The 20,314-nt window shown below is 34.8% G+C and carries 16 protein-coding genes and 5 tRNA genes; 5 read left to right on the top strand and 16 right to left on the bottom strand.

The window, feature by feature from the left end; all coding sequences use genetic code 11:
* Window positions 1–77: 77 nt before the first annotated feature.
* From ccoG to DMB92_RS05715, 4 genes are all read left to right on the top strand, one after another.
* Window positions 78–1,418, top strand: coding sequence for a cytochrome c oxidase accessory protein CcoG (gene ccoG / locus DMB92_RS05730; RefSeq protein WP_142682099.1), 1,341 nt, complete (start codon window positions 78–80; stop codon window positions 1,416–1,418).
* A 388-nt stretch (window positions 1,419–1,806) separates the two neighbouring features.
* On the top strand, window positions 1,807–3,057 hold the full coding sequence (locus tag DMB92_RS05725) for an adenylosuccinate synthase (protein WP_142682098.1): 1,251 nt from the start codon (window positions 1,807–1,809) through the stop codon (window positions 3,055–3,057).
* Window positions 3,054–3,479, top strand: a complete 426-nt coding sequence (locus DMB92_RS05720) for a flagellar export protein FliJ (RefSeq protein WP_142682097.1) — start codon at window positions 3,054–3,056, stop codon at window positions 3,477–3,479. The genes DMB92_RS05725 and DMB92_RS05720 overlap by 4 nt, the downstream gene beginning before the upstream one ends.
* On the top strand, window positions 3,472–4,011 hold the full coding sequence (locus DMB92_RS05715) for a MotE family protein (RefSeq protein ID WP_142682096.1): 540 nt from the start codon (window positions 3,472–3,474) through the stop codon (window positions 4,009–4,011). Before DMB92_RS05720 ends, DMB92_RS05715 begins: the two co-directional genes overlap by 8 nt.
* 40 nt (window positions 4,012–4,051) lie before the next feature.
* Here DMB92_RS05715 and rpoC read toward each other — a convergent pair whose 3' ends face one another.
* From rpoC to DMB92_RS05640, 15 genes are all read right to left on the bottom strand, one after another.
* Window positions 4,052–8,602, bottom strand: coding sequence for a DNA-directed RNA polymerase subunit beta' (rpoC, locus tag DMB92_RS05710; protein ID WP_142682095.1), 4,551 nt, complete (start codon window positions 8,600–8,602; stop codon window positions 4,052–4,054).
* Window positions 8,595–12,728 (bottom strand): DNA-directed RNA polymerase subunit beta, encoded by a 4,134-nt coding sequence (rpoB, locus tag DMB92_RS05705; protein WP_142682094.1) that lies wholly within the window; start codon window positions 12,726–12,728, stop codon window positions 8,595–8,597. The genes rpoC and rpoB overlap by 8 nt, the downstream gene beginning before the upstream one ends.
* A gap of 94 nt (window positions 12,729–12,822) precedes the next feature.
* On the bottom strand, window positions 12,823–13,200 hold the full coding sequence (gene rplL, locus DMB92_RS05700) for a 50S ribosomal protein L7/L12 (protein ID WP_142682093.1): 378 nt from the start codon (window positions 13,198–13,200) through the stop codon (window positions 12,823–12,825).
* Window positions 13,201–13,216: 16 nt separating this feature from the next.
* Window positions 13,217–13,699 (bottom strand): 50S ribosomal protein L10, encoded by a 483-nt coding sequence (rplJ, locus tag DMB92_RS05695; protein WP_142682092.1) that lies wholly within the window; start codon window positions 13,697–13,699, stop codon window positions 13,217–13,219.
* Window positions 13,700–13,854: 155 nt separating this feature from the next.
* Complete coding sequence (rplA, locus tag DMB92_RS05690; RefSeq protein WP_142682091.1) at window positions 13,855–14,556, bottom strand: 50S ribosomal protein L1; 702 nt, start codon at window positions 14,554–14,556, stop codon at window positions 13,855–13,857.
* Between the two features lie 61 nt (window positions 14,557–14,617).
* Entirely contained in the window at window positions 14,618–15,043 is a 426-nt protein-coding gene (gene rplK / locus DMB92_RS05685; protein WP_142682090.1) for a 50S ribosomal protein L11, read from the bottom strand.
* A gap of 21 nt (window positions 15,044–15,064) precedes the next feature.
* Window positions 15,065–15,598, bottom strand: a complete 534-nt coding sequence (gene nusG, locus DMB92_RS05680; protein ID WP_142682158.1) for a transcription termination/antitermination protein NusG — start codon at window positions 15,596–15,598, stop codon at window positions 15,065–15,067.
* 37 nt (window positions 15,599–15,635) lie between these two features.
* Complete coding sequence (gene secE / locus DMB92_RS05675; protein WP_142682089.1) at window positions 15,636–15,818, bottom strand: preprotein translocase subunit SecE; 183 nt, start codon at window positions 15,816–15,818, stop codon at window positions 15,636–15,638.
* A gap of 16 nt (window positions 15,819–15,834) precedes the next feature.
* Window positions 15,835–15,910: transfer RNA gene (locus DMB92_RS05670), tRNA-Trp, on the bottom strand.
* Window positions 15,911–16,069, bottom strand: coding sequence for a 50S ribosomal protein L33 (gene rpmG / locus DMB92_RS05665; RefSeq protein WP_142682088.1), 159 nt, complete (start codon window positions 16,067–16,069; stop codon window positions 15,911–15,913).
* A gap of 48 nt (window positions 16,070–16,117) precedes the next feature.
* Window positions 16,118–17,317, bottom strand: coding sequence for an elongation factor Tu (gene tuf / locus DMB92_RS05660; RefSeq protein ID WP_142682087.1), 1,200 nt, complete (start codon window positions 17,315–17,317; stop codon window positions 16,118–16,120).
* Between the two features lie 67 nt (window positions 17,318–17,384).
* Window positions 17,385–17,459, bottom strand: a tRNA-Thr gene (locus tag DMB92_RS05655).
* A gap of 108 nt (window positions 17,460–17,567) precedes the next feature.
* Window positions 17,568–17,644: transfer RNA gene (locus tag DMB92_RS05650), tRNA-Gly, on the bottom strand.
* Window positions 17,645–17,650: 6 nt separating this feature from the next.
* Window positions 17,651–17,735, bottom strand: a tRNA-Tyr gene (locus DMB92_RS05645).
* 67 nt (window positions 17,736–17,802) lie between these two features.
* Window positions 17,803–17,878, bottom strand: a tRNA-Thr gene (locus tag DMB92_RS05640).
* 252 nt (window positions 17,879–18,130) lie between these two features.
* Here DMB92_RS05640 and DMB92_RS05635 point away from each other — a divergent pair.
* Complete coding sequence (locus tag DMB92_RS05635) at window positions 18,131–18,874, top strand: YaaA family protein (protein WP_142682086.1); 744 nt, start codon at window positions 18,131–18,133, stop codon at window positions 18,872–18,874.
* Here the strand turns inward: DMB92_RS05635 and DMB92_RS05630 are convergent.
* The gene (locus DMB92_RS05630; RefSeq protein ID WP_142682085.1) at window positions 18,871–20,274 is read right to left on the bottom strand and encodes an SH3 domain-containing C40 family peptidase; all 1,404 of its coding nucleotides are present in this window, start codon (window positions 20,272–20,274) and stop codon (window positions 18,871–18,873) included. The genes DMB92_RS05635 and DMB92_RS05630 overlap by 4 nt on opposite strands.
* Window positions 20,275–20,314: the final 40 nt, after the last annotated feature.

The raw sequence follows: 20,314 nt of genomic DNA, 5'->3' as shown, positions 1-20,314 counted from the left end.
ATGTTATTTTTATGATAAATTTCTTATTTTTTAAGTTATAATTAGGATTATTTTATCAAATACATAGGAGTTTTGAAATGCATACTTGTATTACTGATTTTACAAAAAAGCGATATTACACCTATATCTTGGTAACTTGTATCGCCTTTATCTTACCTTTCATTAGGATCAATGGAAATCATTTCTTTCTTTTGAGCTTTGTTGATAAAAAACTCAATCTACTCTTTGTTTCTTTTGATACACAAGAACTTTACCTCATGCCTTTTGTGCTTATAGGACTTTTTTTAAGTATTTTTCTCATCACTACTTTAGGAGGAAGAATTTGGTGTGCTTGGACCTGTCCTCAGACTATATTTAGAGTGATTTATAGAGATCTCATTCAAACAAAACTTCTTAAAATTTATAGTGGTATAAAAAATAAACAAAAGCAAATTAAAGGAAATTTTGTAAAAAGAATTCTTGCTATTTTGATATTTTATATACTTGCTTTTTTGGCTGTAAGTAATCTACTTTGGTATTTTATCCCGCCTGAGCAATTTTTTGTTTATTTACAAAATCCAAGCGAACATACTTTATTTATGGGGATTTTGATCATCGCTTCCTTGCTTTTTACTCTTGATATTTGTTATTTGAAAGAGAATTTTTGCATCTATGTTTGCCCTTATGCAAGAATACAATCAACCATGTTTGATGATGATACTGTGCAAGTTATTTATGATGAACAAAGAGGTGGAAAGATCTTTAATGGTGCTGTGAAATTATGGAAAAAGCCTCCTGAGGGCGAATGTATAGGCTGTGAAGCCTGTGTGCATGTTTGTCCAACGCATATTGATATAAGAAGAGGCATGCAACTTGAATGTATAAATTGTCTTGAATGTGCTGATGCTTGTTCTCATATCCAAGCTAAATTTAACCGACCAAGTCTTATAAACTGGACAAGCTCTAAGGCTCTTCAAACAAAAAATAAGGTGCATTATTTTAGGTTTAGAACCGTAGCGTATTTTGTGGTTTTATTTATACTCGTTCTTATCTTATCCTTTGTAAGCACAAAAAAAGAACATATGCTTTTAAATATCAATAGAAGCAGTGAACTCTACAATGTCAGCAAAGATGGTAAAGTTAATAACGCTTATATCTTTTTGTTTCAAAATACAGATAACAAAGAACATACTTATTATTTTGATGTGAGCTTAAAGGATATAGATGGTGGATTAAAAATCACAAAACCAAGTAAGCCATTTACTTTAAAGGCTGGGGGCAAATCAAAACAAATAGTTGTTCTTGAAGCCACGCAAAATTTAAGCCAAAACCTTGATCAAGATACGATCATACCTTTAAAGATCGTAGCTTATGCAACTGATGATAAAGAAAATATTATCGTGGAGCGAGAAAGTATTTTTGTTTATCCTAAACCCTAAATAAAAAAAGCTTGTTTGAGCTTAATAAACTCAAATAGGCTTTTTTTGTAAAATATCTACCTAGAATCTAAACGGCTATATCTAAATAAAATCTTCTTAAAAAACGAAAAAATTTACACGACTCTAAACAACAAAGATTTACCAAAAAACTACTAAAATAAAAATTTAACTAAAAGCACAAGATACTTGCCCTTATTTTTCCTAGAAAGCTAAAAATAAATTCAAATCTTTAGCATTTAATCTCTCATCAAAATAAACATATTTAAATCATTATGATATAATATATTAGCAAAGGTATTTGTTTATTTTAAAGTATTTTAGCTGTATTTATGGTTTTTAAAGTTATTTTTGTTAGAATTTTTGGATTTGTTTGATGATGGAGAAGAATATGAGTAAAGCTGATATTGTAGTTGGGATACAATGGGGCGATGAGGGTAAAGGTAAGGTCGTTGATAAACTTTGCGAAAATTATGATTTTGTATGCAGAAGTGCCGGCGGACACAATGCTGGACATACAATTTGGGTTGATGGCGTTCGCTATGCTTTACATCTTATCCCTTCTGGTGTTTTGCATTCTCAATGTGTCAATATCATAGGCAATGGGGTTGTCGTTTCTCCTGAGGCTTTGATTTGTGAAATGGCACAATTTGAAGATCTTAAGGGAAGACTTTATATCAGTAACAAAGCTCATTTAAATTTAGCCCATCACTCACTCATAGATATCGCGAAAGAAAAGCTAAAAGGTATCAATGCTATAGGAACGACAGGAAAAGGTATAGGACCTGCTTATGCCGATAAGATTGATAGGGTTGGACATAGAATGTTTGAACTTTTAGATCCTGTGAGATTGTGCGAAAATTTATTTAAGGATTTTGAAAATAATAAAACCTTGTTTAATCTGTTAGAAATTCAAATACCAGAAAAAGAGGAACTTTTAAAAGATATCAAAAGGTATAGTGAAATTTTATCTCCTTTTATCACTGATACAACAAGAATGCTTTATAATGCTCTTGATAATGACAAAAGAGTATTGATAGAAGGAGCGCAAGGAAGTATGCTTGATATAGATCATGGAACTTATCCTTATGTAACAAGTTCAAACACCGTTTCTTCAGGAGCTTTAACAGGACTTGGTCTTAATCCAAAACAAGCAGGCAATATCATCGGCATAGTCAAAGCCTATACTACTCGTGTTGGAAATGGAGCTTTTCCTACCGAAGATAAGACCGAAGATGGAGAAAAAATAGCAAGAATAGGCAAGGAAATTGGTGTAAGTACGGGAAGAAAAAGGCGTTGTGGTTGGTTTGATGCTGTAGCTGTACAATATACAGCAAGACTTAACGGACTTGATTCCTTATCTTTGATGAAACTTGATGTACTTGATGGTTTTAAGAGTGTGAAAATTTGCAAAGCATATGAATATGAGGGTCAAGAGATTGATTATGTCCCTGTGGATTTAGAAAATGTCAAACCCATTTATGAAGAAATGCCGGGCTGGGATAAGGTTTTTGGGATAAGGGATTTTGATCTTCTGCCACAAAATGCTAAAAATTTTATCAAAAGACTAGAAGAACTTTGTGGTGTAAAAGTGAAATATATTTCTACAAGCCCTGAAAGAGATGATACTATAATCTTATGAAAAGTAAATATGATTCGGTTTTAAAAGTAAGAAAACAACAACTTGATAAGGCTGAGCTTAATCTAAATCAAGCAAGAGCAAGACAAATAGCACATGAAGAAGCCTTTAAGCTTGCAAATTTAGAATATCTTTCTATGAGTCTGCCTCAAAATGGTGATGTTCATTTATTAAGGCAAGGCTTACAAATGCTTGATGTAGCAAGAAATACAAAAGAACTTGCAAAAGAAAAACTAGAACTTTCAAATAAAGAGATGAGTCATTATCAAAACCTTTATAAGCAAGCTAGCTTAGAATATGAAAAAATCAAATATCTCAAAACAGAGGAAATCAAAAAAATAAAAGATGAGCTTAAAAAAATGGAAGAGAAATTTATAGATGAAATTGCTATAAGTAGGCATTTTTATGGAGGTAAAGATGAATAAAAAGATAGTAAGCTTGATTTTTCTATGCTCTTTTTTTGCACAAGCTGCAACTGAGGCTGAGATCAATTCCTACATAGAAGCAAGAAAGGCTCAACTTGAGTTGCAAATTAGAGAATTTGACGAAGCAAAACAGGCACTTGAAGCTTATAAAGCCTCCTTTGAAGCCTTGCAAAAGGAAAAAATGGAAGCCTTGCTTAAAAAAGAAGCTGAAGTAAATGCTACCTTAGCTAAAATCGAGCAAACTAAAAAAGAAAATGAAAATATACTAGCTCAAACACAAAAAAATCTTGAAACCATAAACAGCAAAACACAAGATAGGGTTAAAGAAATTTATTCGCAAATGAAAGATCAGTCCATAGCCGATGTTTTAAGCCAAATGGACGCTGATGAAGCCTCTAAGATCATGCTTTCTTTAGAAGCAAGAAAAATTTCAGGAGTACTTTCAAAAATGACTCCTCAAAAGGCAAGCGAGCTTACATTACTTCTTAAGAATTTAGATAGCAATCTCACGCAAAATACGCAAGAAAAATAAAGATAAATAAAACTAACTAAGTAGCACGAAGCTACTTAGTTTATTCATTCGCCTTGAGTTTGATTTTTTCTTCTTGATAAAGCCCTGTTCCAACAGGTATCATTCTACCAAGGATTACATTTTCTTTAAGATCTTCAAGATAATCAAATTTACCAGCTATACTAGCCTCAGTCAAGACCTTGGTGGTTTCTTGAAAAGAAGCAGCAGAAATAACGCTATCACTTCCAATAGCAGCCCTAGTAACCCCAAGCAAGACAGGCTCAGCTATGGCTGGCTCTCCGCCCATTTTTAAAATGCGTTCATTTTCTTCCTTAAATTTACGCCTTGAAACAAAGTCCCCAACTATAAATTTGGTATTGCCACTATCTACGACCTTAACCTGTCTTAGCATTTGAGAGACTATGACTTCTATATGCTTATCAGAAATGACAACTCCTTGACCCCTATAAACTTGCTGAATTTCAGAGATCAAATAATGATGCAAGGCTTTTTCGCCCAAAATTTTAAGCACATCATGGCTTGAAATCACCCCATCAGTAAGCTTTTCTCCTGCGTGGATAAATTCGCCTTCTCTAACTTGGATTTGTTTATTTTTATCGATAAGATATTCGACCCTGCTTCCATCTTCAGCCTCGATGACAATCCTTTCTTTTGAACGCAAAGGTTTTTCAAAACGCACAGTTCCATCTATTTCAGCTATCACCGCAGCACTTTTTGGCTTTCTTGCTTCAAAGAGTTCTGAAACTCTTGGAAGACCTCCGGTAATATCCTTTGATTTTGTTACAGCCTTTGGAGTTTTTGCCAAAATATCAGCTTGCATAACCTTATCTTTATCATTAACAAAAATAGCTGTTTTTGGCTCAAGCTGATAACGCAAGGTTTTTCCACCTTTTGTACTGATCACGATAGTAGGACGCACTCCACCTGGTAAATACTCATTAATCACCAAAGATCTTTTGCCCGTCGCTTCATCGATTTGTTCATCAGCACTATAACCCACCTCAACATCTTCAAAGCTAACAACGCCGTCCATTTCCGCAATGATAGTATTATTATAAGCGTCCCACTCAGCAATAACCATTTTATTTTTACTTGGTGCTGAAGCTATAATAGCTTGTGGATCATCGATCACAGCACTATCATCAAATTCGATTATAGATTCTCTAGGGATATAATACCTCCTAGCTTCTCTATCATTCTCATCAGCAATAACAACAAAAAATCCTTTTTCTTTGACAGCATAACCTTTTTTAATATTCCTTACCCTATCCAAGCCATCACCTTTGAGTATATAAAATTTCAAAGTTCCTTTTTCTCCAGCTTTAATATTTGTAGGGATAGGATCGCCATCTTGAACAAGAATTTCACTTGCGTAAGGGATACGATTTGGCACATTCCAACCCTCTTTTATAGTCTCAACTATACTCTCATCTTGTTCAACTTCTGTGCCACTTGCATAAGGGAGATAAAACTTACCACCTATATTTCCACTAACACCGGCCAACTCATTTGATCTTGCTTGATCATGCTTTCTTAAGGTATATTTTGCTTCTTGAGTTTTATTTTTAAGGGTAATAATCACATCTTCATGTATATTTTCTATATGCAAAGTTCCTTTAAAAGGTGCTTTAATCTTTGGCTCTACAAGTAAAATTCCTGCATTTCTACGATTGGCAACGATTTTTTTCTTTTCTCTATTTGTATAGGTATCAAGATTATAAAATCTCACAAAGCCCTCTTTTTGAGCAACAACTTGTCTATCTTGCAAATCCGTACTTGCTGTTCCACCGCTGTGAAAAGTTCTTAGAGTAAGCTGAGTTCCTGGCTCACCAATTGACTGAGCTGAAATAATACCCACTGCTTCTCCAGCCTTAACCAAGCTACCCTCTCCTAAATTTATCCCATAGCATTTTGCACAAATTCCCTTTTTTGCCTTACAAGTGATTGGAGTACGGATATTAACGGTTTTGATACCGCTTTCGCTGATGATTTTTGCTTTTTCTTCATCTATTAATGTACCCTCAGCAAACAAGGTTTCATTTGTGATAGGATCGATAATATCTTCTGATAAAACCCTACCTAAAATCCTTTCTTCCAAAGTCTCAACTATGGCACTATCGGCTGTGATTTCATTAATTTCAACACCTTCATGAGTTCCGCAATCATCTATAGTAATTTTCACATTTTGAGCCACATCAATGAGCTTTCTAGTAAGATAACCAGCATTTGCTGTTTTTAAAGCTGTATCAGCAAGTCCTTTTCTAGCACCATGCGTTGAAATAAAATACTCAAGCACATTAAGACCCTCACGGAAATTTGAAATGATGGGCGTTTCAATGATAGAGCCATCAGGTTTTGCCATAAGCCCACGCATAGCAGCAAGCTGAGAAATTTGAGCTGCACTTCCTCTAGCCCCGCTATCAGCCATCATATAAATGGAATTAAAGCCCTCCTTATCTTTTTGGATAAGACTCATCATTTCCTTTGAAAGACTATTATTTGTACTTTTCCAAATATCAATGATCTTATTATATCTCTCGCTCGCAGTAATAAGCCCTTGATTAAAAGAATTTTGTATGCTACGAACTTGTTTCTTGGCTTCATCAATCTTTTTTTGCTTTTCTTCAGGTACGATAATATCAGCTACTGAGATAGAAATACCAGCCTTAGTAGCGTATTCAAAGCCTAAATTTTTAAGTTTATCCAAAAAGCTTGCAGTAATGCCTAGCCCTCCTTTTTTATACACATAATCAACCAAGGCGCCAGTGTCTTTTTTCTTTAAAATTTTATTCCACATATACTCAGGTACAAAATCAGGCAATATAGATTTTATAATAAGCCTTCCAGCTGTCGTAACTATCTTTTGACCATCAATAACGGTTTGAATACTTGCATGAATATCAAGGCAATTTGAATCAAGAGCCATCATCACTTCATCAATACCTGTGCAAATTTTATGAGAACCCTTTGCTCCCACCTTTTCCAAAGAAAGATAATAAATTCCCAAAACCATATCCTGAGAAGGCACAGTTACAGACTTACCACTTGCAGGAAGTAAGATATTCATAGAAGAAAGCATTAAAATTTTACACTCAGCTATAGCTTCTTGAGAAAGTGGCACATGAACAGCCATTTGATCGCCGTCAAAGTCTGCATTAAAGGCTGAACATACCAAAGGGTGAAGCTGTATAGCCTTGCCTTCCACCAAAATAGGGTGAAAAGCTTGTATAGAAAGTTTATGCAAGGTTGGAGCGCGGTTTAGCATGACAGGATGTCCTTCGACGACCTCTTCTAAACATTCCCAAACTTCATTGGTCTTATTTTCTATCATTTTTTTAGCTTGCTTGACCGTAGTTGCATAACCTTTTTCTTCAAGTTTGGCTAAAAGATGAGGCTTAAAAAGCTCTAATGCCATTTTTTTAGGCAAACCACATTGATCCATTCTAAGCTTAGGACCCACAACTATAACGCTTCGTCCGCTAAAATCAACCCTTTTTCCAAGTAAGTTTTGCCTAAAACGACCTTGTTTTCCTTTAATGATCTCACTTAAGGATTTAAGAGGGCGTTTATTTGCTCCTTTTACAGCATTAGTTCTACGACCATTATCAAAGAGTGCGTCTACAGCTTCTTGAAGCATTCTTTTTTCATTTCTTATGATGATCTCAGGCGCATCAAGTTCCATAAGCCTTTTAAGACGAGCGTTTCTATTGATCACACGACGATACAAATCATTCACATCAGAAACAGCAAATTTGCCACCATCAAGAGCAACCAAAGGACGCAAATCAGGTGGTAAAACAGGTAAATTTGTAATCATCATCCACTCAGGACGATTTGGCACAGATTCTTCATTGGTATTGGTATTAGAATTTGAATTTAAGAAATTTTCAACTACTTTTAAACGCTTCACGATAGTCTTTTTCTTTGCTTCTGAATTTGTAGCTGACATTTCTTCTTTGAGCGAATTTAAAAGTTCAACTAGATCAAGAGAAGCAAGTAAATCACGGATAACTTCTCCACCCATTCTTGCTTTAAAGCCCGTATTTTCATATCTTTGCATAAGACTTTGATACTGCTCTTCATTCAAAACATCACAAAATTCGACTTTTTTATTGCTCTCATTATCATAAAAGGCTTCACCAGCACTTTCAACTATATAAGCTTCATAATAAAGCACGCGTTCTAAGTCCTTCATCTTAACGCCCAAAAGCGTTCCTATACGGCTTGGCAAGGAATTTACATACCAAATATGAGCCACAGGAGTAACAAGTTCTATATGCCCCATTCTAGAACGACGCACCTTAGAACTAGCCACCTCAACCCCACATTTTTCACATTTTACGCCCTTAAAACGCATTTTTTTATATCTACCACACAAGCATTCATAATCTCTAATTGGTCCAAAGATCTTAGCACAAAAAAGTCCGTCCCTTTCAGGCTTAAGTGTACGGTAATTAATGGTCTCAGGCTTTTTTACCTCTCCATAAGACCAAGATTTGATCTTTTCAGGGCTAGCAAGTCTTAACTGAAAGGCTTCAAAATCTCTTGGTCTTCCCTCTTCTTTTATCTCTATAATCTTAAATTTACTCATCTTCTTTATCCTCATCAAAAATTTCAACATCTAAGGCTAAGGATTTTAGCTCATTTGTTAAAACAAAAAAGGTTTCAGGTATGCCTGTAGCTGGAACATTTTCGCCCTTTGTCAAGGCCTTATAAGCACTAAAGCGACCCTCAACATCATCTGATTTTATAGTAAGCATTTCTCTTAAAGTATGAGCAGCCCCATAAGCTTCAAGGGCCCAAACTTCCATTTCTCCAAATCTTTGACCCCCAAATAAGGCTTTACCGCCTACTGGTTGTTGGGTTACTAGGCTGTAAGGCCCTGTACTTCTTGCATGCACTTTTTCATCAACTAAGTGGTGAAGTTTTAGCATATACATACACCCTACATGCACCCTTTCAGCTATCTTTTCTCCTGTGCGTCCATCATAAAGCTCGCTTTTGCCGTCCATTGAAATTTTAGCCATTTCAAAAAGTTTGCCAAGCTCGTCCATAGTTGCACCCTCAAAAACAGGAGTAGCAAATTTAACACCCTTACTCCAATCTCTTGCATAAGCAATCAAATCCTCATCACTAAGACTTTTTAAGAATTCTTTTTCCTTAGCAAATCTTTCTAAAGAGCAAATTTCAAGCATTTTTGCCCTAAGCTCTTTGACAAAGTCCTTTTGCTTTTTATCAAAAATTTTTTGAATTTGATGACCTAGGCTAAGTCCTACTAAACCAAGATGACTTTCTAGAATTTGTCCTATATTCATACGACTTGGCACACCCAAAGGATTCAAAGCTATGTCTATACTTCTACCATTTGCAAGATAAGGCATATCAACTTCTGGAACTATGTTTGAAACAACACCTTTGTTACCATGTCTTCCTGCCATTTTATCGCCAACTTTAAGTTTTCTTTTTGTAGCTATATAAACTTTTACAAGCTTAACCACCCCACTTGGCAAAATATCATCTTTTTCTAAAATTTCAAGCTTTTCATCATGTTCGGCTTTGAGCTTTTTCTTTTCATTTTGGAAGTAGTTTTTCAAATCATCATATTGTTTTTGAACTTCCTTTGAATAAGCCTTAACAAGAGAATTTAAAGCAAAACGATTAATCTTTTCTAATTCTTTTATATCGATCTTATCGCCTTTTTTATAGTTTTTATCCCCTACTTTTTGTGCTAGATTTAAGGCTGATTTTGAAAGCAAGGCACAAACTCTTAAAATTTCTTCCCTATCCATCATTAAAAGTCTGTCATGGTGTTCTTTTTCCAAGGTTAGCTTTTCTTCATCATATGATTTTATCGTTCTTGCGTCCTTTTCATAACCCTTTTTGGTAAAGATCTTAACATCAACAACTACGCCCTCCAAAGAAGCCGTAGCATACAAGGATTTATTGACCACATGCCCTGCTTTTTCTCCAAAAATAGCCCTCAAAAGTCTTTCTTCAGGGGTTGGCTTTACCTCGCCCTTTGGAGAAACCTTGCCTACAAGTATCATGCCAGGTTTTATATGAGTGCCTATCTTTGCTATACCGCTTTCATCAAGATGAGCTACATCTTCTTCTTTGATATTTGGGATATCCTTTGTGATTTCTTCAATGCCGTCCTTTAGCTCTCTAGCCTCAATCTCTTTTTCATAAATATGCACACTTGTAAAGGCATCTTCTCTTATCATTCTTTCATTAACAACGATAGCATCCTCGTAGTTGTAGCCATTCCAAGGCACAAAAGCGATTAAAGCATTTTTACCTATAGCAAGTTCTCCTTGATCCATACTTGCACCATCGGCAATAATCTGTCCAGCTTCTACCAAATCGCCCTTTTTAACAATAGGGTGCTGATTATAAGCTGTATTTTGGTTTGTTCTTAAATTTTTCTCCATAGAATAATGATCAATGAAAGGACCTTTTTCATCTTCGCCTAAGATGAAAATACTTTTATTATCAACCTTTTCTACAACTCCACCCCTTTTTGCTTTCAAAGCCATCCATGCATCACGGGCTATGACTTTTTCCATACCTGTTCCTACTATAGGTGCATCAGAGGTTAAAAGAGGCACGGCTTGTCTTTGCATATTTGAACCCATCAAAGCACGGTTTGCATCATCATGCTCCAAGAAAGGTATAAGAGAGGCTGCAACGCCCACTATCATGCCCGAACAAAGATCGATGAGATTGATCTCTTCTCTTCTTGCAAGTATGGTTTCTCCATCTTGTCTTGCTTCAATAACCTCTTCAACGATATTTCCCTTTGAATCAAGCTTAGTTGAAGCAGGTGCGATAAACATTCCTTCTTCTTGAGTGGCTGTAAGATAAACCACCTCATCACTTACCTTTCCATTGATAACCTTCTTATAAGGAGCTTCTACAAAGCCCAGATCATTTACTTTTGCATAAGTTGCAAGAGTGTTGATAAGCCCTATGTTTTGTCCTTCAGGTGTTTCAACAGGACAAATTCTTCCATAATGAGTAGCATGAACATCTCTTACCTCAAATCCAGCTCGTTCTTTTACAAGTCCACCCTCGCCAAGTGCCGAAAGTCTTCTTTTATGTGTAACTTCACTTAGTGGATTGGTTTGATCCATAAACTGAGAAAGCTGTCCTCCTGTAAAAAATTCAATGATAGTAGTAGTGATCATCTTTGGATTGATCAAATCATAAGGCATAACTTTGTCTAAATCAGTACTTAAGGCTGTAAATTTATCACGAATTGCCTTTTGCATTTTTGCTAGCCCTAAATGAAGCTCATTAGCCAAAAGCTCTCCTATAGAACGGATACGGCGGTTTCCAAGATGATCCCTATCATCGATATGCCCCTTGCCATTTTTTACCTTTATAAGATATTTTGCCGTTTTAATGATATCCTCATTTGTTAAAACGGTCACAAACTCAGGAACATTCAAAGCTAACTTATGATTCATCTTCATACGACCAACTTTTGTAAGATCGTATCTTTCAGGATTAAAAAACAAATCATTCACATAAGTTTTAGCAGCTTCTTTTACCACAGGCTCGCCCGGACGCATAACCTTATAAATTCTAATCGCAGCTAAATCATTTTCATCTTCTAAATTTTCACTTTGTCTTAAGGTTTTTAAGGTTTCATTATCTTGCAAGAAAGAATTAATAATAGCCGTATCTACGCCATTTGCTAAGTCATTTGCTATCTCAAAGCTCTTTTGTTCCTTAGCTTTAGCAAGTTTATTTTCATCAAGTAAGGTCAAAGAGTCTAAAATAAGCTCGCCATTTTTATCAACAATAGGAGAAGCTAGATATCTGTTTGCAAGAATTTCAGCTGGATATTCTATCCATTTCAAGCCATTTTTAACAAGTTCTTCTGCTTTTTTCTTTGTCAAACGCTTCCCTGCTTGTAAAACCACCTTACCTTTTTCATCTTTTATGTCATATTCTATGCGGTCCATAAAATCATCTGGATTAAATTCAGTTACAAATTTATCCTTTTTAACATGTATGGTTTGTATAGGATAAAAAAGTTTGATAATATCTTGTTTTTTATAGCCCAAAGCTCTAAAAAGCATGGTAATAGGAACTTTTCTTCTCTTATTGATCCTTACATAAAGTACATCTTTGGCATCGTATTCAAAATACAGCCACGAACCGCGATCAGGGATAATTTGAGCTGTATAAACAAGTTTATTTGCAACGGTCGAGCTTTCTTCTTCTTTAAAGATAACGCCTGGACTTCTGTGAAGTTGATTTACAACAACCCTTTCAACCCCATTGATGATAAAAGAAATCCTATCCGTCATCAAAGGAATTTCTCTAATAAAAATTTCTTGTTCTTTTATATCTTTAATGCCTACTTTTTCTCCGCTTTTTTCATCTTTTTCATGTAGGGTAAGGCGGATTTTCATCTTTAAATTTACTGCATAAGTAAGCCCTCTTTCCATGCACTCACGGATCGTATATTTTGGCTTGCCTATCTCACTACTGACATATTCTAAACTTAAACGATTTTGTGGATCATGGATAGGAAAAATAGACTTAAATACCTTTTCTATACCACTTTCACTATGCTTATCATCAAGATTTAAAAAATAATCAAAACTCTTTTTTTGTAATTGTAAAAGATTTGGGATATCTATTTGTTTGGAAATATTGGAAAAATCAACTCTTAAACGACTTTTTGATGGTTGGTTGTGTAGCATTTATACACCTCATTGATAAAAAATTTAAAGAAAGTGATTCAAATTGAATCAAAAAAAGAAGACTTAAAAAAAGCCTTCTTTAAATTTAAAAAGCTTATTTAAGCTCTACTTTAGCTCCAGCTTCTTCAAGTTGTTTTTTAGCTTCTTCAGCTTCAGCCTTATTTACACCTTCTTTAAGAACTGATGGGGTTTGCTCTGTGGCATCTTTAGCTTCCTTAAGACCAAGCCCTGTAAGAGCTCTTACTACCTTAATAACCTCGATTTTCTTAGCTCCTGCATCGGTTAAAACGATATTAAATTCAGTCTTTTCTTCTGCAGCAGCACCACCGCCACCGCCACCGCCAGCACCTGCTACAACAACAGGGGCAGCTGAAACACCAAATTTTTCTTCAAATTCTTTCACAAGCTCTGAAAGCTCAAGAACACTCAAATTTGAAATATATTCTAATACATCTTCTTTAGAAATTGCCATTTTTTATCCTTTTATATTAATTTTCTGTTTCTTTTTTATTTTTAAGCGCATTTAAACCAATAGTAAAATTGGTGATTGGCGCATTCCATACTTGCAAAAGCATAGCAAGCAACTCATTTCTTGAAGGCATCTTAGCAAGAGCTTTAACCTTGGCTACATCTGCTACTTCTGTTTCAATGAAAGCGGATTTAATGTTAAATTGCTCATTATCATCTTCAAATTTAGAAGCAACTTTACAAACACTTAACTGATCCTCGCCCCAAAGATAAATATTTGTATCTTTAAGTTCAAGTCCCTTTTTATCCGCATTATTTAAGGCTATATTTGCTAAGGTGTTCTTGATGATTTGCACCTTAACGCCATTTTCCCTTGCATTTTCACGCAAAACTTCAAGTTTTTTAGTGCTTAAGCCCTTATAATTACAAACAATAATAGCTTCGCTCTTTTTAAAACCCTCTTCTAAAGCAGAAACGATTTTAATCTTTTCATTTTTGGTCATACTTCTCCTTTCCGACCGGCGATTTCAAGCAGAGAGAAAATCAATTCAATTAAGCTTAAAGCCTCGGCTATCTCCAATCTAAAATAAAAATTTAAAAAAAGTATAATTTTTTCAAATTTTTATTTTAGATAGTAAAAGAGTTGAAAGCTCAACTCTTATTTCATATCTAAAAGTTCTTGGGTTTCAAGACTTAAAGAAGGACTCATGGTTAAAGATAGGGCTGCTGTTTTGATATATCTTCCCTTAGCAGTAGCGGGCTTATGCTTGTTGATCGCCTTAACAAAGGTTTGGATATTATTATTTAATTGTTCCTTAGAAAAGCTCACTTTACCAAGCCCTGCATGGATATTTCCTTGTTTATCTACACGGAAATTAACCTGCCCACTTTTTGCATTATTAACAGCTTGTGCCACATCCATGGTAACCGTGCCTGTTTTTGGATTTGGCATAAGTCCCTTTGGTCCTAAAATACGACCCACTTTACCAACAAGACCCATTAAATTTGGAGTTGCGATTAATACATCAAAATTCATATTTCCTTTTTGAATTTCTTCCACCAAATCATCACTTCCCACTATATCCGCACCAGCAGCTTGAGCTTCATCAGCCTTTGCATCTTTTGCTATAACTGCTACGCGTACTTTTTTGCCTGTACCTGCTGGTAAAACAACTGAACCTCTAACCATTTGATCAGCATGTCTTGGATCAACATTAAGCTTTAAAGCAATCTCAACAGTCTCATCAAATTTAGCAGAGGCTAAACCCTTGATAGTATCAATAGCTTCATTTAAAGCATACTCTTTGTTTTTATCAACCTTTTGTGATAACTCTTTTAATCTTTTTGTAATTTTAGACATTTTTATTTCTCCGCATTTTTAAAGTGCTTCCGCCATCTTTTAAAACTTGGCGGTAAAAGTTTTAATCAACGATTTCAACACCCATAGAACGAGCTGAACCTGCTATAATCTTAGCAGCTTGTTCCTTATCTTTGGTATTTAAATCAGCAAGCTTCTTATCAACTATTTCTAAAACTTGTTTCTTAGTAAGCTTTCCTACTTTATTTTTAAGTGGATTATCTGCTCCCTTGCTAATGCCTGCTGCCTTTTTGATAAGATCTGTTGCAGGAGGCTGCTTTGTGATAAATGTAAAGCTTTTATCTGCATACACAGTGATCACAACAGGGATATTAAAACCTGCCATATCTTTTGTTCTTTCATTAAAAGCCTTACAAAACTCCATGATATTCACACCTTGTTGTCCAAGAGCAGGACCTACAGGAGGTGATGGATTTGCCTTTGTCGCAGCAATATGCAATTTGATTTCACCGACCACTTTTTTAGCCATAATTTTCTCCTTAATTAATTCTTAAACTATTTTCTCAACTTGAGAATGTAAGATTTCAACAGGCGTAGAACGCCCAAATATCGATACATTTAACTTAAGTAAGCCTCTAACCATATCGTATTCTTCGATAATACCGGTAAAATTTGCAAAAGGTCCCTCGACTATACGAACATTTTCGCCTTCTTCAAATGAAATTTTTGGCTTTGGCGCTGCCTTATTTTGAACCTTTTCTAAAATCAACTTGATATCTTTTTCACTCAAAGGAGTAGGCTTTTTACTTTCTCCAATAAACCTACCAACCTTAGGCAAAGACTGAATTCTATGCCAAAGCTCGGTACTTAAATCAACATAAGCAAATACATAGCCTGAATACAAGCTCCTTTCGCTTATCTTTTCTTTTCCATTTTTAAACTCAATCACATCTTCAGTAGGTACGACAACTTCTTTAATCTGCTCTTCTATACCATTATCACGAATTAGATTTTCAATGGCTCTTTTAACTGCCATTTCACTTCCTGCATAAGTTTGTATAGCATACCACTTATGCGACCCCATATTTTGTGTATCTAAATTCTCTTGCATATCAAAAACCTTAACCTACAACCAAAGATAGTAACGATGACATGATTAAATCCACTATCCACAAAAATAAAGCCACGACAAAAACAACCACTAAAACAGTAATAAAAGCATTTCTAACCTGCTCTTTGAGAGGGAAAATAACCTTTCTTAACTCTACCTTTGATAATCTAAAATAAGTTATTAATTTTTCCATTTTACAACCTTGATTGTGGCAGGGCAAGAGGGATTCGAACCCCCAACCATCGGATTTGGAATCCGGCGCTCTACCGTTGGAGCTATTGCCCTTTAGCTTTTCAGTTTAACTTCTTTATGAAGTGTATGTTTTTTAAGTCTTGGGCAATACTTTTTTAATTCTAACTTTTCAGTTGTGTTTTTGCTATTTTTATAAGTGCTATAATTAATATCGCCTGTCTCTTCACATTTTAAACCGATTTTTACTCTCATCATTTTTCCTTAAAAACAAAAAGCCAAGATTGCTCTTGGCTTTAAGATTTATTTAATAATTTTAGAAACAACACCTGATCCTACAGTATGTCCACCTTCACGGATCGCAAAGCGAGTTCCATCTTCAAGGGCTACTGGAGCAATCAAAGTTACGGTAATACGAACATTTTCGCCCGGCATAACCATTTCTGTACCCTCAGCAAGTTTGATTGAACCTGTAACATCTGTTGTTCTAACATAAAATTGCGGTCTATAGTTATTAAAGAATGGAGTATGACGACCACCTTCATCTTTATTTAAGATATAAACCTCAGCTTCAAATTCTGTATGAGGAGTGATTGATTTTGGTTTAGCAAGAACCATACCTCTTAGAACCTCTTCTTTTTTTGTTCCACGAAGCAATACGCCAACATTATCGCCAGCCTCGCCTTGATCCATTTCTTTTCTAAACATTTCAACACCTGTAACAGTTGTTGTTTGAGTATCCTTGATACCTACGATCTCGATAGTATCGCCCACCTTTACTATACCTTTTTCTATTCTACCTGTTACAACTGTTCCACGACCTGAGATAGAGAAAACATCTTCAATAGGCATCAAAAAGTCTTTATCAGTATCACGAACAGGAGTTGGGATATAGCTATCAACCGCAGCCATAAGATCCATGACCTTAGCAGACCACTCTCCATCTTGTCCAGCTTTTGCTTCTTCTAAAGCTTTCAAAGCAGATCCTGAGATGATAGGAGTATCATCGCCCGGAAAATCATAAGAACTTAAAAGCTCTCTAATTTCCATTTCAACAAGTTCCAAAAGCTCAGCATCATCAACCATATCAGCCTTATTCATAAATACAACGATATAAGGCACACCAACTTGGCGAGAAAGTAAGATATGCTCTCTTGTTTGAGGCATAGGACCATCAGCTGCTGAAACAACTAGTATAGCTCCATCCATTTGAGCAGCACCTGTGATCATGTTTTTAACATAATCAGCGTGTCCCGGACAATCCACATGTGCATAGTGGCGATTTTCAGTCTCATACTCGATGTGAGAAGTAGCAATAGTAATACCACGCTCTTTTTCTTCTGGAGCATTATCGATATTATCATAATCTTTAAGCTCCGCCAAACCTTTTCTTGAAAGAACAGCAGAAATAGCAGCTGTCAAGGTTGTTTTACCATGGTCGACATGACCGATAGTTCCAATATTTACATGTGGCTTATTACGAGAAAATTTTTCTTTAGCCATCTTTAATCCTCCATAAAAAAATTTTTATTTCAAACCAATCTTAACCTAGTATAATTTCATTCGTAAATGGAGCTCATAGCGGGAATTGAACCCGCGACCTCTCCCTTACCAAGGGAGTGCTCTACCTCTGAGCCATACGAGCGCTCAGGAGATTACACTTAAGAAAAGACAACAAAAAATTAAATTTAATGATTGATGTATTCAAGCAAATCAAGATCAAAGCTTAATACAGCTCCCAGTAAATTTAAAATGGAGCGGGAAACGGGACTCGAACCCGCGACCCTCAGCTTGGAAGGCTGATGCTCTAGCCAACTGAGCTATTCCCGCAAAGCATGGTGGTGAGTCGTGGATTCGAACCACGGAAGACATAGTCAGCAGATTTACAGTCTGCCCTCGTTGGCCACTTGAGTAACTCACCTTTTAACACCATATATTTCATATCTGGTCAAACACTGCTAAAAAATCTTAAAAAATACTAAGATAAATGGAGCTGGTTAAGGGACTTGAACCCCCGACCTGCTGCTTACAAGGCAGCTGCTCTACCAACTGAGCTAAACCAGCATTTTTTAAAATTAAAAGCAAGATTATACCCTAAAAAAATACTTTTTGTCAAGAAAAAATATTCATTTTTTTGATAAAAATATATTCATTAATAAAAACAAAAAAATAAACATAATGCCAAACTTAAATTTCTTTCATTAATTATAAATTTTGAAAAAATGATAATTAAGGCAAATTAATACAAATTTTTTTGAATGCAAAGATAATTATTTTGCTATAATCTCTCTTAAATTTAATAAAAAAGAAAGATTTATGAAAATACTTTTTGCCCCAAGTGAAGCTAAAAATAAATCCTCAAGCTTTGAAGCTATTAATGAAAAATCATTTATATTTGAAGATTTATTTGCTAAAAGACTTGAAGCTATAAACGCCTATAATGACTTTGTTTTTAACGCAAATTTCGCAGAACTTAGTGAGCTTTTTGGTCTTAAAGAAGAAAAAGAAATACTTAAATTTAAACAAAATATACTCAAACTCCCTACACAAAAGGCTATTCAAAGATATAGCGGGGTAAGTTTTAAGCATTTAGATTATGAAAGCTTAGACATAAGAGCAAAGACCTATATCGATGAGAGCGTTTTAATCTTTTCAAATCTCTTTGGAGCTATTTTAGCAAAGGATAAAATCCCTTTTTATAAATTTAAACAGGGTGCAAAAATCAAAAATTTCGAAATAGAAAAATTTTATAAACAACACTTCACTAAAGCCTTAGATAAGTTTTTGCAAGATGAAGATATCATTGATTTAAGGGCTGGTTTTTATGAAAAATTTTACACCCTTAAGCAAAAACATTCAAGTTATAAATTTATAAAAAATGGCAAGGTTGTTAGTCATTTTGCCAAAGCTTTAAGAGGAGAGCTTTTAAGGCTTTGTGCTAAATATCAAATCCAAAACAATCAAGATTTACTAAACAAGCTCCCTTCAAATTTAAAGATCATAGATATAAAAATTCAAGGATACAAAGAAGAGTTTTGCCTTGAAATTTTAGCTGATTAATGAGCTAGTTTTAAAAGCTCTTCTTGTAAGGTTTTTTTCTCAGCCTCACTAAGTCCAAAAATACTTAGCATGCTCATTCTAGAAAGTATGAGATCAGCTTGCTTTACTCTCTTATCCTCACTACCCACATCAAGAGGAGTAAAAGCAGAAGATCCTATGAGTAAGCGTCCATTTTCTTTACTTCTTAAACCCCAAATGCTATGAAACATCAACTCTTTATCCTCCACTTTACCCACATAAAGCGTGATATGTCCTTTAAGATATAACAAACTTTGATAAGCTTTAGCATACTTGGCTATAAATTTAAGTTTTTGTTCGTTATTTAAAGTACTAATATCAAGATTAGTAAAGCTGAGTGCTTGAGCATAGGAATTTCTTGGTAAAAATACCCCAAAACTTCCAAAAATATCTCTTGTAAGCAAAGAACAATCCCTTTCAAAACCATATCCACCCCAACCATAAGGAAGTCCCACAAGCTCTTTCATCATGCGTTTTAAATTTGCATCATTTGCTTGAAGAGGAAAGGAAGAAGCCTCGTTTTTGGGTATTTTATAGCTGTTTTTTCCTATCTTTCCATAGTAAAAATGGGCATCACTTTTATAAAAAGGATAGATAGCCCCTATCCTTGTTTCAAACAAAAATTTACCCTCTATACTTAAAATAGGTTTTTTTTCATAAAGTGGGGTAATGAATTGAAGTTTTTTATAAATTTGCACTCTTTTTTCGTTAAAAAGTTCCAAATCATCAGCTCTTACAAAGCCCCAGCCTAAAAACGAATACACCAAAGCAAACTGCTTATCCTTAGTATAATGACTGATAAAAACAGGAGTTCCGGCATTTAAAGCACTATCCATAGCATAATCAAATGGCACTCCTTCTCCAGCTTGGAGGGGATCAAGCAAAATTTCAGTATTTACAGGGATATTTTTACTAAAAGAATTTCTTATAAGTAAGGCTTTTTTGCTCACGCTTAGAAAGGCTTTTTTGTTTGCATTGTCTAAGGCTTTTTCAAAAAAACTCTTAGGGATAGGAATTTTGCTAAAAAAATAATATTCTTTATTAGGGTTTAAATAGCCTCCAAAAGCCCAAAAAATTTTATTTATATCAAATTTTCTCCTACGCAAATGATCGTTCCAAGGATCAAAAAATGTAGACATATAGTGATGATACTGCGCTTTCATATCTACATCAAAACCTCTAAATTGATCGAGCAAATCAACAAAACTTTTATCTTTATAAGTGTAAGGATCAACAAAATATTCTTCTTGTCCTTGCTCTTGTGGTGAATAAGTGTTATTTTGTGTTATTGGTGTTTTTGTAGTTGTTTTAGTAGAACATGCTATCATAAAAAAAACAAAAAAATTCAAAAAAAATGCAAAATTTAAAATTTTAAAACGCATTTTAAATCCCTAAATTTAAATAAAACGGCTATAATTCTAC

The organism is Campylobacter sp. MIT 99-7217 (assembly GCF_006864365.1).
In the GTDB taxonomy this organism is placed as follows: domain Bacteria; phylum Campylobacterota; class Campylobacteria; order Campylobacterales; family Campylobacteraceae; genus Campylobacter_D.
Note: the sequence above shows the minus strand (reverse complement) of the source record. Positions and strands in the feature narration are given on the sequence as shown.